Raw genomic sequence first — 16,436 nt, forward strand, 5'->3', positions numbered from 1 at the left:
ATTGAATAGGCATCGTCAGGAAGACAGCAGGATGTGGAAAAAGGTTAAGGATACCAAGGAAAAGGAAGAGCCAAGGATGGCTAATTAATAAAGGGAGTACCAGATGACAGCTATTCCACCCTATATGCAATATTGGGGTAAAGCGAAAAAAGATTCCGATAGCAAAGGGGCTGATTATCATCTATTGCCTTATCACTGTTTGGATGTGGCGGCGGTAGGAAAGTTATTGTTAGATGCTAATCGACCTTTGACAAATGATATTGCCAAATTTTTAGATATTTCTTCTGAAGAGTTGCAGTCTGTATTTTTATTTTTTCTTGCACTGCATGACCTTGGTAAATTTTCGTCCGCATTTCAGGCACTGTATCAATCAAATTCACCTGACTTATTGCAAGTGGGTCGCTGCAAACCTTATGACGGTCAGTTTTATCGGCATGATCGCCTTGGATTGTATTTTTGGAATGATATTGAAAAACAGGGTTTGATGAATGCGCTCAGCTTAAAAAACTTGCAGCGTGAAGAGCTATATCATACGAAACAGGCTGTACGGGTGTTGGTTGATGTCGTCTTAGGTCACCATGGACAGCCGGTTAATTCAGAGGCGATGAGATCAATTAAGCCATTTACTGAAAAAGTAAATGGAATCGCTGCGATGTCATTTTTTGAAGCGATCTTTGAGCTTTTAAAGCCAGTGTTTCCGATTACAAAAATGCAGTCTGATCCATGGAGGGAACGGCTAAAACAAGTCAGTTGGCAGTTGGCGGGTATTGCTGTTTTGGCCGATTGGATTGGTTCAGATAGCAGCTATTTTTGTTATCAATCAGAGGCTCAGCCTTTACATGAATATTGGGAAAAGACACAGAGCATAGCAGTAGAGGCACTTAATTCGACAGATTTGAATAAAGCCCCTATCGTAGCTCCGTTTATATCAATTAAGAAACACTATGGTTTTGATCCAACCCCATTGCAGCGTTGGGCTGAAACAGTTCACGTTGATGATTCCCCTCAGTTGTTTATTTTAGAGGATATTACCGGAGCAGGAAAAACAGAAGCAGCACTTGCTTTGACTCATCGATTAATGCAGAAGGGGGCGGCTGATGGCTTTTATTTTGGCCTGCCTACAATGGCTACATCTAATGCTATGTTTAGTCGCGTGGCCCAACACTATCAGCAGATGTTGTCAGTCGATGAGGGCAAGGTAAGTATTGTTTTGGCGCACGGTGCTAGAGACATGAATGATATGTTTCGTGAGGCAGTGCTCAGTAGCGATAATCCTGATACAGAATACGATGCAAACGATATTACGGCTACCGCACAGTGTAACCATTGGCTGTCAGATTCGCGCAAGAAAGCGTTGTTAGCCCCTGTAGGGGTGGGCACTATTGATCAGGCGTTGCTTGCAGTGCTACCCCGTCGTCATCAATCTCTACGGTTAATTGGTTTAAACCGCAAGGTACTGATTTTTGATGAGGTTCATGCTGCAGATGAGTTTATGTTTGAGCTTCTAGAGAGCCTACTAAGTATGCACTTCCATCAGGGAGGGAGTGTTATCTTATTGACAGCCACCTTATCATTTAAACAGAGAAGTCGCCTTGTCAATATTTGGCAACAGGCGGCAGGGGTTTTATCTCAAGCACCAAAGAGTCGAGCGTTTCCTTTAGCGACTCGTGTGGCTCCTGACCTCTTATGTCCTTTGTTAGAACAGCCCCTAGCTAGCCGTATCGATGTGACTAGAGAAATCGGAGTGCGTTTTCTTCATACTTTCGATGCTTGTGTTGCCAAAGTTATGGAGTCAGTTACAAATCAGCAGTGTGTCGTATGGGTAAGAAACTCAGTTGATGATGCGTTAGAAGCCTACCAAGTGCTGCAGCAGCAACTAGATCATACAGATGATTGCCTACTGTTCCATAGCCGCTTTATTTTACAAGATCGAAAGTCTACGGAAGACAAAGTCCTCAGTATTTTTGGTAAGAACAGCGATGCTAGATCTCGTGCAGGAAAGGTACTCATTGCCACACAGGTTTTTCAGGAAAGCTTAGATGCGGATGCAGATGTACTTATCTCTGATATTTGTCCTATTGACGATTTAATTCAGCGAGCGGGACGTTTGCATCGTCATACCCGTAATGATCAAGGTTTGTATTGCCGGGATATAATTGATGAACGCGATTCCCCTGTGCTCTGGATTCACAGTCCAGAATGGGACGATGCCCCAAGCTCAGATTGGCTTAGTCAGCAGTTTCGTAATACCCAATATGTGTACCGTTCTCCCGGTCGATTATGGTTGGGGCTGCGTGAATTAATTGCTCTAGGGGCGGTCAGGATGCCTACCGACGCAAGGCAGTTAATTGAAGCCGTTTACAGTGATGCCGCTTATGAGCAAATACCTGACTCCCTCTTAAATCAAGAAAACACCCTGATTGGTGAGGAGCGAAGTAAAGCCGCTAAGGCTCATTCCCAGCTTATTGATTGGCAATATGGTTACCGTGATCGTAGTGCTTTTGCTTGGCACGATGATGATTCAGATATAAGCACACGTTACAGCGATATTGAAACAGTCGAGGTGTTACTTCTTAAGCGTGACCTGTCGGGGTCGCTAATTCCTTATGCAGACGGCACTAAGTTTGCGATTCAGCTCAGTACGTTAAAACTTTCAAAGAACAAATACGCCGATAAGTTACAGGCTATACCGGAAAATGAAGAGGATGCTTTTAAGGTCCGTTTCCGTAAAACGAAATACCTACAATGTTGGCTACCGGACGAAGATAGTCATTTTTCGTATGATTCAAAGTCTGGATTTGTAGAAAAAAATAAAAGGAAATTGTTATGAACTTAGTACAAGACCCTTGGCTACCGTTCAGATTAAAAGACGGATCTGAAAAAAGTTTACCAATGTCAGCTATAGCTAGAGCTGATGTGGTGGATTTCGCGTTGCCCCGGGCAGACTTTCAAGGTGCAGCTTATCAGTTTGCAATAGGCCTATTGCAAACAGTCTTCGCGCCCAAAAATCAGTTGGAGTGGCATGACTTTTATGAACAACCACCCACGGAAAAAACGCTACAAGTTGAATTTGATAAGGCTGCTCATGCATTCAACTGCATGGGTGACGGGCCTTTATTTATGCAGGATTTTGATGTGCTGGCAGAGTCGAAATCAACAACTATTGCTGGCCTGCTGATTGAAGCACCTGGGGGGAATGGACTAAAGCTAAATACAGACCATTTTATTAAGCGTGGCATAGGCTCTGTGATGTCGTTGGAAATGGCTAATATTGCTTTATTTACGTTACAGATAAATGCCCCGAGCGGAGGTCAAGGGCACCGAACAGGATTGCGTGGAGGAGGCCCGCTGACAACCCTCGTTTTGCCACAAACACCAGAGTCGAGTTTGTGGCAGAAGCTTTGGCTCAATGTTATGAATAGAGGTTTTTGGTCATATCCAGATCCTGATTTTAGCAGCGAACAAATATTCCCATGGTTAGCTCAAACCAAAACCAGCGAAAAAAAAGGCTCAGAAGTCTATGCCAAGGATGTTCATCCCCTTCAGATGTTCTGGGCAATGCCGCGACGCATTCGGTTAGAACTGGAAAATATCAATCACGTCTGTGAGCTAACGGGATTAAGGTCAGACTATTCGGTCACTCAGTATCGTACTCGAAATTATGGGATTAACTATTCTGGTGCTTGGCAGCATCCTTTAACGCCTTATAAATGGAATCCTAAAAAGCCAGATGAAGAACCATTATCAGCAAAAGGTCAGCCGGGAGGAATCAGCTATAAAATTTGGGATGCTTTAACTTTAACGAGCCAAGAAAGTGGACAGGAATGTGCTCAGGTAGTGAAGCATTTCTATACCCTTTGTGATGACTTTATTGGCCGGCAAAGTGAAGTTCCGCGTTTGTGGGCTTTCGGGTATGACATGGACAATATGAAGGCACGGGGGTGGTACTCCACCTCGTTACCGTTGTTTTCAATTGAGCCAGAAGCTCAAGAAGATATCCTCTATGCGGTTAAAGCATTACACAAATTATCGGCTGATGCTCTATGGCATTGTCGGAGTCAGGTAAAGTCGGCTTGGTTTGAAAAGCCAGGTGATATTAAAGGAGATATGACTTTTATCGATTTGGAGTTTTGGCAACGAACCGAAAGAGCTTTTTTTGCTGCGGTACAGAATATTATCGATAATGCTGAACAGGGTGAATACCGCTTAAAGCCCGAACAGGCCCAAACATGGCTTAGGGCGTTACAAAACAGGGTTATCGATCTGTTTGATGAGTATGCATTATCGGAATTAGGCAATGAGCGTTCGATGGCTAAGCGAATCAAAGCGCGACAGGCACTGACCGGCTGGCTTTATGGCGGAAAAGATGTGAAAAACTTTATCAAAGAATATGAGATCGAAATGTATAAGGAGATGGCGTAATGGATGAACAGTCAAAAAAAGTCGTTCTTCGCTGGTGGCAGAGTATGAACTTACCGGCGGATCAGCTAAAAGGAAAAGGTATTCAGCTTGCACCCACAGTATATAAAGCACAATTAAAACGTTGTGAATCAACGGATGCTGCCATGCTCACAGAAGGCTTTCGTGCATTATGGTTGGGTTTGGGGGATGACATGATAGAAAAAAATGATGTCAAAAATATCGAATGCTGGGCGAGCATTGCCGCCGTACTAGCCCATGTTAAAACGGATAGTAAACTGAAATTAGCTCAGGCGGCAGGAAGGAAGGGAGAGGGTGATAAATCAGTCGTTAGTGAGTTGCGGTTTTCTCAATTACAGAACGCGAAAACGACTGATGATTTTTTGCGACGTATCCGACGCATCGTTCAGCAACTAAAAGGTGATGTGTCTGTTATTCAGCTTGCTGAAGATATTCATCAATGGTTTGCGGAATTTTACCAATTGCGACCACGTAAAGCCGACAAACGTATTAGTGTGCAATGGGCAATGGATTACTACCGCGCTGCATCTGCCAAAAACAAATAACCTATTAAGCTGTGAAATTTAAAGGAACTAAACATGAGCCAATTTATTCAATTACATATTCTTACTTCTTATGCGCCATCCAATTTGAACCGTGATGATCTTGGTCGACCTAAAACAGCTCGAATGGGTGGGTTTGATCGGCTTCGTGTTAGCTCCCAGAGCTTAAAGCGTAACTGGCGTATTTCTGAGGTGTTTGAAGAGTCACTGGCGGGTCATATTGGTATTCGTACCAAACGCTTTGGTCAGACGGTATTTAATGCAATGATTAAAGCGGGTGCCAAGGAAAAACTTGCTCAGAAGTCCGCTGAAGCCATTGCTAACGTTTTTGGTAAAGGTAAAAAAGATTCACTGGATATAGAACAACTCGCTCACCTGAGCCCAGAAGAGCAAGACGCGGCGTTAGCTTTGGCCGTGTTATTGGCAGCAGAAGAGCGTGAACCTACCAAAGAAGAATTAGATCTGTTAAAAGCCGATCAAACTGCTGTTGATATAGCTCTATTTGGCCGTATGTTGGCTTCTAGTCCTAGATTCAATGTTGAGGCGGCTTGCCAAGTAGCGCATGCACTCAGCGTTCATAGTGTTGTTGTAGAAGACGATTATTTTACCGCTGTTGATGATCTCAATGACGGCAAAGAAGATGCTGGTTCGGCACATATTGGTGAGTCAGGTTTTGCTGCTGCGTTGTTTTACAGCAATATTTGTATTAACAAAACACAGTTAATCGAAAACTTGAATGGTGACGAAGCGTTAGCGAATAAAGCGATTCAAGCGCTAACCGAAGCCGCAGTTAAGGTTTCACCAAAAGGCAAACAAAATAGCTTTGCCTCTCGTGCTTACGCTAGTTTTGTATTAGCCGAAAAAGGTGAGCAGCAGCCACGTTCTTTATCTGTCGCTTTTTTAAAGCCAATTCAGGATGAAGACCAGTTACAGTGCGCGATTGCTGCTTTAACGAAACAAGTTGAAAGCTTTGATAAAGTCTATGGCCCTTGTGCAGACACCCGTTATGCCATTAATGCTGTGGCCGGGGAAGGTAGTTTCGCTGAGTTATCTGACTTCGTCGCTCAGTAAAGGGGAAAGATAATGAAAGAATATCTTGTCTTTCGTTTGTTTGGGCCAATGGCCAGTTGGGGATTACCTGCTGTTGGCGGTGACCGAACTACAGCAATGCAGCCAACGCGGTCGGCGATTTTAGGATTAATGGGCGCTGCGCTGGGCATCAAACGCGACAATGAAGTTGCCTTAACCGACCTACAGCAGAGTATTTGTATTGCTATCAAGCAATGTGTACCTGGCTCGTTAATGCGTGACTATCATACCAGCCAAGTTCCTTCACATAATAATAAGGTGGTGCACCGGACGCGAAAAAGTGAATTGGGTGAAGACAAGCTCAATACCATTTTATCAAGTCGTGATTATTGCTGTGATGGCTTGTGGATAGTGGCTATTTCATTAGCGCAGGCCTCTATCGTTAGTCTTGATAAATTGCAGGACGCACTAAAAAAACCAGTTTATACCTTAAGTTTAGGAAGAAAATCCTGTCCTTTAGCTGCGCCACTACAACCTGTATTGATTAAGGCTGATAATCTAAAAGCTGCATTAGATACAGAGTTTCCAGCATTAACGCGCAGCCATAAAGAAGATGCCTTATGGCTTGGGTTTAATGGCCGTGTTACTTATTTTTGGGAAGGAGATAAAGCGGAAATTGATGATGTTAGAGTGTTGACGACCAACCCTTGGGATGAACCTGTTCACAGGGAGCGTTGGCAATTTAAACAGCGGGCAATGCATCAATTGTCAGTTGAGGAGGTTGCAAATGTTTCTGTCTAAGGTTTCTTTAATATTCGATCAACATACAGCTCAAGAGTTGGTTAAGCTCGGCACGAATGGTGCCTATGCTTCCCATCAGTTATTGTGGAAGCTTTTCAGTGAGCAAACGGAGCGTAATTTTTTGTATCGTGAAGAGATTACCGAGGGAGGATTACCTCATTTTTATGTTTTGTCTATGACGCATCCAGATTCTAGTAACCCGCTGTTTAGAGTACAGACTAAAGTTTTCACGCCTAAACTAAGCAAAGGGAGTCGGCTAGCATTTAAGTTACGTGTCAACCCAACTGTTTGTGTGAAAAATGAAGGCGGTAAAAGTAAGCGCCATGATGTATTGATGAATGCGAAGTATAAGGCTGTAAAGCAAGCTAATCTCGGTGATGAGCAAATTAAACGACTCATGAACGATGCTGCGCAAGAATGGATTTCTGATGAGAATCGTTTAAATCGTTGGGGGTTTAAATTGGATGCCTTGCCTGAAATAGAATGTTATCGCCAGCATAAAAGTCGTAAGAATAACCATCAGGTACAGTTTTCTACGGTGGATTTTCAAGGTGTGTTAACGGTTGAGGATCCGCAGGTCTTTCTTCAAGAGTATGCCAAGGGTTATGGAAGGTCTAAAAGTATGGGATGTGGGTTGATGTTGATTCGGCCGATCTGAATCAATCGGTAATGAGCAAAAGGACGCGCCATGAAATCAAAACTACAGGTCTTAGACCAAACTATATCAACAAACACCAGGGATGGTGTTGAGTATATTTGTATAACCGATATTGCCAAATATAAGGGCAGTGATCGAGCTGCTCATATCATTGGCAATTGGATACGAAATAGAAATACGATTGAGTTCTTAGGTATTTGGGAACAGCTTAATAATCCGAGTTTTAAAGTCCTCGAATTCGAGGACTTTAAAAAAGAGGCGGGTCTTAACAGCTTTACCTTAACCCCGAAACAATGGATACAAACCACAGGGGCCGTAGGTATTATATCTAAAGCGGGCCGCTATGGTGGCACCTTCGCGCAAAAAGATATCGCCTTTGAGTTTGCTAGCTGGATCTCAGTTGAATTCAAACTCTATCTCATCAAAGAGTTTCAGCGTCTCAAAGAGCAAGAGTTCGAGGAACTTGGTTGGGATATTAAACGCAACTTAGCCAAAGTTAATTATCTAATCCATACCGACGCGATTCAAGAACACTTAATTCCTGATCTGCTCAGCCAACAACAAGCATCAGCGGTCTATGCTAGCGAAGCTGACCTGCTGAATATGGCTTTGTTTGGTATGACTGCAAAATAATGGCGCGAAGAAAATCCTAGCGAAAAAGGCAATATGCGTGATCATGCTAATGTTCATCAATTAGTTTGCCTAGCTAATTTGGAATCCATGAATGCTCACTTTATTCGGCAGGGGCTAAGTCAGCCAGAACGTATTGTTCAGCTTAATGACTTGGCCATTCAGCAAATGAGAGTGTTGATTAAATCGAGCGTTCATCTATTGCCTGAGTAGGGAAGATAAGAATGGCTTTTACTCCTTTAAAACCGATCCCGATTAAAGATCGTAACTCTATGATATTTGTGGGTATGGGGCGGATTGATGTACGTGATGGTGCGTTTGTGGTCATTGATGAAGTCAACGGTGAGCGGATGCATATCCCCGTGGGTTCGATTGCCTGTCTGATGTTGGAGCCTGGAACACGGATAAGCCATGCTGCCGTAAAACTTGCTGCAACAACCGGTACTTTATTAATCTGGGTTGGTGAGGCAGGCGTGCGTCTATATTCAGTCGGGCAGCCAGGAGGTGCTCGCTCAGATAGATTATTGTATCAGGCAAAACTAGCATTGGATGAGACGTTACGCCTCAAAGTCGTCAGAAAAATGTTTGAGCTTCGCTTTGGTGAATCACCACCAGAAAGAAGAAGCGTTGAACAGCTGAGGGGGATCGAGGGTGCAAGAGTTAGGAAAACCTATGCAATGTTAGCAAAGCAATACAATGTTACTTGGCACGGGCGCCGATATGATCCTAAAGACTGGGATAAAGGGGACACTGTGAATCAGTGCTTAAGTGCGGCAACCGCGTGTTTGTATGGTGTCACCGAAGCGGCGGTATTGGCTGCTGGCTATGCCCCCGCGATAGGCTTCGTTCATACCGGTAAACCACTTTCTTTTATCTACGATATTGCTGATTTGGTGAAATTTGAAACGGTTGTGCCGGTCGCTTTTAAAATAGCCGCCAGCAAAAGGCGGCAGCCCGATCGTGAAGTACGGATCGCCTGTCGTGAGATTTTCCGCACGAGTAAGTTGCTAAAACGCTTAATTCCACTAATTGAAGAAGTTCTAGCCGCTGGCGAGATAGCGCTTCCCGCACCTCCAAAAGATGCTCAGCCGCCGGCTATCCCCGAGCCGGATAAAATCGGTGATGATGGACACAGGAGCAAATAATCATGAGCATGCTGACGGTGGTGACAGAAGCTGTACCGCCCAGACTGAGAGGTCGACTGGCCGTTTGGCTATTAGAAGTGCGTGCGGGTGTTTATGTTGGGGATGTATCGCGTCGCATACGTGAAATGATCTGGCACCAAGTAACAGAGCTCGCAGAGGAGGGTAATGTAGTAATGGTTTGGGCCACCAATACTGAATCAGGTTTTGATTTTATTACTTACGGAAAAAACCGGCGAGTGCCAATAGATTTTGATGGTTTGAGGCTTGTTCGTTTTCTTCCTCAAGATGAATAGAAAGCCAAGTATTGCTCTTTAACAATTTGGTAGATTTATAAGGGAGTCATTTCTCCTTTAAATACAATCATGTATATTTAGAGCGTTCCCCGTAAGCACGGGGATGAACCGCGTTTCAAGTACAGAAACTTTATGAACGTGATGCGTTCCCCGTAAGCACGGGGATGAACCGCCGTGTTTAGAGAATGAGACAGTGCCCATAGCGCGTTCCCCGTAAGCACGGGGATGAACCGCATTACCGCGGCGAATATCCCATCCGGTTATAGCGTTCCCCGTAAGCACGGGGATGAACCGTCTGGCTTCAATCGTCTGACCAGCCTGCCGGTGCGTTCCCCGTAAGCACGGGGATGAACCGCCGAGACTAACACGCTAAGCAAAGCTCTATCCAGCGTTCCCCGTAAGCACGGGGATGAACCGCAGGACAACGCCCGCGAGTATCTGCGCACAAAGCGTTCCCCGTAAGCACGGGGATGAACCGAATAAAGAGCTCAACGAAAGCAACGCCCGGGCGCGTTCCCCGTAAGCACGGGGATGAACCGCAACAGGGATTTAGGTCAATTCCCGTCTGGTAGCGTTCCCCGTAAGCACGGGGATGAACCGCCATTATTCTTTATAATCTTCGCTTCTGGTTGGCGTTCCCCGTAAGCACGGGGATGAACCGACACACCGTCCCCACTCATAACTACATGGCTAGCGTTCCCCGTAAGCACGGGGATGAACCGGCTGATATATATATAGACAGCGTTTCTGCGTCGCGTTCCCCGTAAGCACGGGGATGAACCGATTCTTATTCAACATGCGCACAATCTGTTCGTGCGTTCCCCGTAAGCACGGGGATGAACCGTGAAAACTCATTTTTGCTGTGAAACATGATAAGCGTTCCCCGTAAGCACGGGGATGAACCGAGATGACGACTGTGAAAAACATACTGAAAGAGGCGTTCCCCGTAAGCACGGGGATGAACCGTGATCATTTTCTTTTACAATGCGACCTTTTTCGCGTTCCCCGTAAGCACGGGGATGAACCGGCTGTTTCCCGTGATGAAATGGCTTTTAAAACGCGTTCCCCGTAAGCACGGGGATGAACCGAGCTCTACGGTAATCGATTCACGTACACGCTGGCGTTCCCCGTAAGCACGGGGATGAACCGGCTTTTCTAACTGAGGAAATTAAAAATGAGAAGCGTTCCCCGTAAGCACGGGGATGAACCTTTAACAGGATTACCGGACAGCTCAACTACGCAGCGTTCCCCGTAAGCACGGGGATGAACCAGCAGCGCTTTCTGTGCCAGCTGATCGAGCAGCGCGTTCCCCGTAAGCACGGGGATGAACCGTTGAGGAATGGTATTCAATGCACAGACATGAAGCGTTCCCCGTAAGCACGGGGATGAACCGCCGTTAACTCACTGGAGCGGGCCAAGCTGCTAGCGTTCCCCGTAAGCACGGGGATGAACCGAGGTGCGCGCCCACTTTGGCAAACCGGTGACGGCGTTCCCCGTAAGCACGGGGATGAACCGCTAGAACGGGGTATATCAGCACGAGGAACTTGGCGTTCCCCGTAAGCACGGGGATGAACCGGTTTCAATCTCTTTTCTTGATGAGGATGGTAAGCGTTCCCCGTAAGCACGGGGATGAACCGGCAGCTTGGTGTAATTGCGGCTTTATCGGCACGCGTTCCCCGTAAGCACGGGGATGAACCGATTGCACAAATCTCATCACGCTGAAATTATCGCGCGTTCCCCGTAAGCACGGGGATGAACCGTTATACGAATAATGGATCAGGTCAAAGCGTCAGCGTTCCCCGTAAGCACGGGGATGAACCGATTGTTTTGATGCATGCGATATTCAGTACATCGCGTTCCCCGTAAGCACGGGGATGAACCGCTTCCAGGTGATCCGGCAAAATGGGCCAGGGTGCGTTCCCCGTAAGCACGGGGATGAACCGTGCCCAGAGCCGCTGCTAGTGCGTTGAATAAAGCGTTCCCCGTAAGCACGGGGATGAACCGGCTTTTGTTACTATGTTTAACATTTTAGTTCAGCGTTCCCCGTAAGCACGGGGATGAACCGCTTGCCGCTGCATCCATGGTTGAAACAGAAGCGCGTTCCCCGTAAGCACGGGGATGAACCGGAGGTATTGCCATTTGATGAGTATCAGAAGTAGCGTTCCCCGTAAGCACGGGGATGAACGGTGCCTTATGCTCAAGTGAGTCGTGTAATGCTCTTCATAGCAGAATGTATTGAGTGTGGCGAAGGGGCTGCGCCCTAGAGCAGTAAGGTTTCGTCAATCGGGAAAAACTCATCCGCAGCGCTAATCAGTGAGTTGGCGGTGAGGGATGGGACGCCATAGACTTGAGTCTTAACGCCATATTTAAACCTGACGCGTTCGAGTAGCAGATCAAAATCGCCATCACCCGATAGGAGAATAACGCTATCCACTTCAGCGGCGCTGTCCATCATATCGATGGCAATGCCGACATCCCAGTCGCCTTTGGCCGAGCCGTCACTGCGTTGAATATAGGGCTTGAGTTTGACGGTAAAACCGATATGTTTCAGCGCATTCTGAAACTTAAGTTGACTCTCATCGCCGCGATGAATCGCGTAGGCGTTGGCTGTGACGATCTCACCTTCGCGGCTGATCTTTTGCCATAGTTTACGATAGTTAAACTGACGTCCGTAAGCTTGACGGCTGGTATAGTAGATATTTTGTACATCAGCAAAGATAGCAATGCGCTTCACGGGTGATCCTTATTTTTTTATCTTGTCACATTAATTAAACCGCTTAGCTGACGGTGTATTTATTGTTTTTCTAATTCTTCCATAAAGGCATCGCGGATTAAATTATTACGGGATCCTTTACGGGTAATCGCGGTGTAGTGAGTAGTAAAGCTACGCTGTTCGGGTTGAATCGCTTTGATGCGGTCTTCTCGAATCCATTGCTCGGCATAGTGGGTTGGTAAAAAGCCGATATAGCTGCCGCTCAATATGAGAAAGGCGATGCCTTCACGGTCGGTCGAGCTGGCGCTGAATTTCAGTATGGTTTGTTGCTGTTTTATCTCGGCGGACTGAGGGTAGGCTGGCAATACGGCATCATATTCGGCCAGTTCTTCATCCGTTAGCGTGCTGTTATCTTGTGCATATAGAGGATGCTTGTTACTGCAATAAAGCAGAGATTGTTCATCATAAAGGGACAGATAATTGAGGCCCGGTAGGCTACGCTGCTCTGATACGACGCCAACCAGTAACTGACCGTCGAGCACACCCGATGCGATATCCTTCGGTGGAATCATACGGATATTGATGATGACTTGTGGGCCTCGCGCTTTGAGGGCGGCAAGGGCGCGGGTTATTCGCATTTGTGGCACGGTGACCATGTTATCGGTGATGCCAATATTTAACTCGCCCTTCAATTCGGTATTGATGGCGTTGATACGGGCACGAAAACTCTCTAGCCCACCCAGTAGTTGAAGGGTGGCATCGTATACCTCCTCACCTTGTTCTGTGAGGGCAAAGCCTGCTCGGCCTCGATTGCAGAGTCGCATATTGAGCAAGCTTTCCAGTTCTGAGATGGCGAGGCTAATGGCCGGACGACTAATATTAAGTTCAACCTCGGCAGCTGAAAAACCACCGCTTTCAACCACGGCTTTGTAGATTCGTAGTAAGCGAATATGGGCGTCACCCAATTGACGGGGTAGCAGATTTTCTGAACGGCTCATTTATAGGTAATCTTATAGTTAACTTTAAATTAATATTTATAGATTTAATAAACTTAATCTTTGACGATAATGGAGTCAACAAGTGATTAACCTGAGATGAAAATTATGACTGATAATCAGAATCGTTGTGGTCTTTCCCAAGAGCAGCTTGATGCCCATTGGATGCCATTTACGGCTAACCGAAGCTTCAAACAAGATCCTCGACTGATTGTTGCAGCCGAAGGTAATTATTACACCGCGGCAGACGGACGTAAGATTTTTGATGGCCTGTCCGGTTTATGGACTTGTGGTGCTGGCCATAGCCGTCCGGAGATTAGCGAAGCGGTGAGTAAACAGGTGAAAGAGTTGGATTACTCGCCAGCTTTTCAGTTTGGTCATCCAAAATCATTTGAACTGGCGCATCGCATTACGGAGCTGATGCCTGAGGGTTTAAACCGCGTCTTCTTTACCGGTTCCGGTTCTGAATCGGTTGAAACCGCACTGAAAATTGCCCGAGCTTACTGGCGTAAAAGAGGTCAAGCGGGTAAAACGCGCTTGATCGGTCGGGCACGCGGTTATCACGGTGTCAATTTTGGTGGTATCAGTGTCGGTGGTATTGGGCCAAACCGAGCTATCTATGGTCAGGGAATTGATGCGGTACATATCCCGCATACGCTGCTGAAAGAAAACTTATTCACACAAGGCATGCCTGAAACCGGTGCTTATCTGGCGGATGAGCTAGAGCAACAGATTGCGATTCACGATGCCTCTAATATTGCGGCGGTGATTGTCGAGCCGATGGCCGGCTCTACCGGCGTTATTCCACCACCGGTAGGCTACCTTAAACGATTGCGTGAGATCTGTGATAAACACAATATCTTGCTGATTTTTGATGAAGTAATCACCGCATTTGGCCGCATGGGTGCGAACACTGGCGCGGAAGCCTTTGGTGTAACGCCGGATCTGATGACCGTTGCTAAGCAGTTGACCAATGGTGTTATTCCGATGGGTGCGGTCATTGCGAAGCAAGAGATTTATGACACCTTTATGGCGGATGCTGGCCCTGAGTATATGTTGGAACTGCCACATGGCTATACTTACTCAGCCCATCCGATGGCCTGTGCCGCGGGCTTAGCATCATTGGATATTCTGGCCAACGATAAGTTGATTGAACGTTCTAAAGCGATAGCGCCGCAGTTTGAAGAGATGGTGCATAGCTTGAAAGGTACGCAGTATATCTCGGATATCCGTAACTATGGTCTGGCGGCCGGTTTAACCATTGAGGCTGCGCCGGGTGAACCCGCGCTGCGACCTCATCAGATCGCGATGAAGTGCTGGGAAAAAGGTTTTTATGTTCGCCATGGTGGCGATACGATTCAGCTCGGCTTGCCATTCACCGTTGAAATTGAAGAGATAGATAGCTTGATTAATGCGTTAGGCGAGTCTATTCGAGAATTAAGCTAACCCTGTTTTTAACGTTAATGTGGCTGCACCGATGGTGTAGCCCGAAAAAATAAAGAGATCGTATTATGACCGTTGTAGGCCACTTGATAAATGGCGAGATGCGCACCGATGCCGCTCGTACACAGGCAATTTTTAACCCATCGACAGGCGCAGAGAGCAAGCAGGTCGCGCTGGCTTCTGTGGCTACTGTTGAAGAGGCGATCGCCGCGGCTGAACAGGCCTTTCCGGCATGGCGTAATACTCCGCCGGCAAAACGGGCACAGGTGATGTTTCGTTTTAAAGCGCTGCTAGAAGAGCACGCCGATAAAATCTGCGAAATGATCGGTGAAGAACACGGTAAAATTTCCCATGATGCTGCCGGTGAACTGCAGCGAGGGATTGAAAACGTCGAATACGCTTGTGGTGCGCCAGAGTTACTCAAAGGTGAACACAGCCGTAATGCTGGTCCTGGGATTGATTCTTGGAGCGAGTTTCAACCATTGGGCGTCGTTGCCGGTATTACACCGTTTAACTTCCCCGCGATGGTGCCATTGTGGATGTACCCCATGGCGATTGTTTGCGGTAATACCTTTGTCTTGAAACCCTCAGAGCGCGATCCATCATCCACTCTGTTTATCGCGCAGCTACTGCAAGAAGCCGGCTTACCGAAAGGCGTGATTAACGTCGTTAACGGTGATAAAGAAGCGGTAGATGTGTTGTTGAGTGATAACCGTATTAAAGCGGTCAGCTTTGTGGGATCAACGCCGATTGCCGAATATATCTATAGCACTGCTAATGCCAACGGTAAGCGTTGTCAGGCACTCGGTGGCGCGAAAAACCACGCGATCGTGATGCCCGATGCGGATATGGATAATGCCGTCAATCAACTGTTGGGTGCGGCGTTTGGTTCTTCCGGTGAACGTTGTATGGCGCTGTCTGTGGCGGTAGCTGTGGGTGATGCGGCGGCGGATACCTTAGTGGCGAAAATGAAAGCGGCGATGGAGCCTTTGAAAGTCGGTGCGTATAGCAATAGCGATAACGACTTTGGCCCGGTGATTACCCGTGCTCATCAGCTTAAAGTGAATGGCTTTATCGATAGCGCCGAAGCCGATGGTGCGAAGGTGGTGGTCGATGGACGTAACCCAGTGGTTGATGGCTTTGACGATGGCTTCTTTGTCGGTGCCACGCTGATCGATAATGTGACCGCGACGATGTCTAGCTATCAGGAAGAGATCTTTGGCCCAGTATTGCAGGTTGTGCGGGCGGATTCGATGGAAGCGGCGATGCAGCTGATCAACGATCATGAGTATGGCAATGGCACCTGTATCTTCACCCGTGACGGTGAAGCGGCGCGTTACTTCTCGGACAATATTCAGGTCGGTATGGTGGGTATTAACGTACCGTTACCGGTACCGGTGGCGTATCACAGCTTTGGCGGCTGGAAGCGTTCACTGTTCGGTGATCTACATGCCTATGGCCCTGATGCCGTGCGTTTCTACACTAAACGTAAAACCATCACTCAGCGCTGGCCTTCTAGCGGTGTGCGCGAAGGGGTTTCATTCGCCTTTCCAAGCTAAGGTCACGGTTAGGCAGCAGGGCAGGCTCTGCTGATTAACCTGCCCTCGATGAGACACAATAAACCGGTCGCTGTTTAGGCAGCGACCGGTTTTTTGTGTCTGATGGTTTTCTTAGGGAAGGTGCGAATAAGTCCGTTATGTTCTCTGCGGCCATTAGAATGGCCAGATACGCGAAAGCCAGTGCAGCG

Annotated in this window: 13 protein-coding genes and 1 CRISPR repeat array; of the genes, 11 read left to right on the plus strand and 2 right to left on the minus strand. The window is 46.9% G+C overall.

Features of this window, described 5'->3' with window-relative positions; genetic code table 11:
- Nucleotides 1-103 precede the first annotated feature (103 nt).
- From cas3 to cas2e, 9 genes are all read left to right on the plus strand, one after another.
- Complete coding sequence (gene cas3 / locus Q4488_RS16370) at nucleotides 104-2,830, plus strand: CRISPR-associated helicase Cas3' (RefSeq protein ID WP_303581559.1); 2,727 nt, start codon at nucleotides 104-106, stop codon at nucleotides 2,828-2,830.
- Entirely contained in the window at nucleotides 2,827-4,422 is a 1,596-nt protein-coding gene (gene casA, locus Q4488_RS16375) for a type I-E CRISPR-associated protein Cse1/CasA (protein WP_303581560.1), read from the plus strand. The genes cas3 and casA overlap by 4 nt, the downstream gene beginning before the upstream one ends.
- Nucleotides 4,422-4,985 carry a type I-E CRISPR-associated protein Cse2/CasB gene (gene casB, locus Q4488_RS16380; RefSeq protein ID WP_303581561.1) on the plus strand — a complete coding sequence of 188 codons (564 nt, stop codon included), beginning with the start codon at nucleotides 4,422-4,424 and terminating at the stop codon, nucleotides 4,983-4,985. Before casA ends, casB begins: the two co-directional genes overlap by 1 nt.
- A 33-nt stretch (nucleotides 4,986-5,018) precedes the next feature.
- Nucleotides 5,019-6,053, plus strand: coding sequence for a type I-E CRISPR-associated protein Cas7/Cse4/CasC (cas7e, locus tag Q4488_RS16385; RefSeq protein WP_303581562.1), 1,035 nt, complete (start codon nucleotides 5,019-5,021; stop codon nucleotides 6,051-6,053).
- Nucleotides 6,054-6,065: 12 nt separating this feature from the next.
- Nucleotides 6,066-6,812, plus strand: a complete 747-nt coding sequence (gene cas5e / locus Q4488_RS16390) for a type I-E CRISPR-associated protein Cas5/CasD (RefSeq protein ID WP_303581563.1) — start codon at nucleotides 6,066-6,068, stop codon at nucleotides 6,810-6,812.
- Nucleotides 6,799-7,470, plus strand: a complete 672-nt coding sequence (gene cas6e, locus Q4488_RS16395; RefSeq protein WP_303581564.1) for a type I-E CRISPR-associated protein Cas6/Cse3/CasE — start codon at nucleotides 6,799-6,801, stop codon at nucleotides 7,468-7,470. The genes cas5e and cas6e overlap by 14 nt, the downstream gene beginning before the upstream one ends.
- A gap of 30 nt (nucleotides 7,471-7,500) precedes the next feature.
- Nucleotides 7,501-8,103, plus strand: coding sequence for a KilA-N domain-containing protein (locus tag Q4488_RS16400; RefSeq protein WP_303581565.1), 603 nt, complete (start codon nucleotides 7,501-7,503; stop codon nucleotides 8,101-8,103).
- A 221-nt stretch (nucleotides 8,104-8,324) separates the two neighbouring features.
- Nucleotides 8,325-9,245 carry a type I-E CRISPR-associated endonuclease Cas1e gene (cas1e, locus tag Q4488_RS16405; protein ID WP_303581566.1) on the plus strand — a complete coding sequence of 307 codons (921 nt, stop codon included), beginning with the start codon at nucleotides 8,325-8,327 and terminating at the stop codon, nucleotides 9,243-9,245.
- Nucleotides 9,246-9,247: 2 nt separating this feature from the next.
- The gene (gene cas2e, locus Q4488_RS16410) at nucleotides 9,248-9,538 is read left to right on the plus strand and encodes a type I-E CRISPR-associated endoribonuclease Cas2e (protein WP_303581567.1); all 291 of its coding nucleotides are present in this window, start codon (nucleotides 9,248-9,250) and stop codon (nucleotides 9,536-9,538) included.
- An 82-nt stretch (nucleotides 9,539-9,620) separates the two neighbouring features.
- A CRISPR array of direct repeats spans nucleotides 9,621-11,725; the repeat unit is 29 nt; unit sequence GCGTTCCCCGTAAGCACGGGGATGAACCG.
- Nucleotides 11,726-11,798: 73 nt separating this feature from the next.
- Here the strand turns inward: cas2e and Q4488_RS16415 are convergent.
- Both Q4488_RS16415 and Q4488_RS16420 read right to left on the minus strand, forming a co-directional pair.
- Complete coding sequence (locus tag Q4488_RS16415) at nucleotides 11,799-12,272, minus strand: NYN domain-containing protein (protein ID WP_303581568.1); 474 nt, start codon at nucleotides 12,270-12,272, stop codon at nucleotides 11,799-11,801.
- Between the two features lie 59 nt (nucleotides 12,273-12,331).
- Nucleotides 12,332-13,249: a LysR family transcriptional regulator gene (locus Q4488_RS16420; RefSeq protein ID WP_303581569.1), complete on the minus strand. Its 918-nt coding sequence runs from the start codon at nucleotides 13,247-13,249 to the stop codon at nucleotides 12,332-12,334.
- 105 nt (nucleotides 13,250-13,354) lie between these two features.
- Here Q4488_RS16420 and Q4488_RS16425 point away from each other — a divergent pair, with 105 nt between their 5' ends.
- Both Q4488_RS16425 and Q4488_RS16430 read left to right on the plus strand, forming a co-directional pair.
- Nucleotides 13,355-14,692: an aspartate aminotransferase family protein gene (locus Q4488_RS16425; RefSeq protein ID WP_303581570.1), complete on the plus strand. Its 1,338-nt coding sequence runs from the start codon at nucleotides 13,355-13,357 to the stop codon at nucleotides 14,690-14,692.
- Nucleotides 14,693-14,757: 65 nt separating this feature from the next.
- On the plus strand, nucleotides 14,758-16,248 hold the full coding sequence (locus Q4488_RS16430; RefSeq protein ID WP_303581571.1) for a CoA-acylating methylmalonate-semialdehyde dehydrogenase: 1,491 nt from the start codon (nucleotides 14,758-14,760) through the stop codon (nucleotides 16,246-16,248).
- The last annotated feature ends 188 nt before the right edge of the window (nucleotides 16,249-16,436 follow it).

It is taken from the genome of Amphritea sp. 1_MG-2023 (genome assembly GCF_030547545.1).
Taxonomy (GTDB): domain Bacteria; phylum Pseudomonadota; class Gammaproteobacteria; order Pseudomonadales; family Balneatricaceae; genus Amphritea.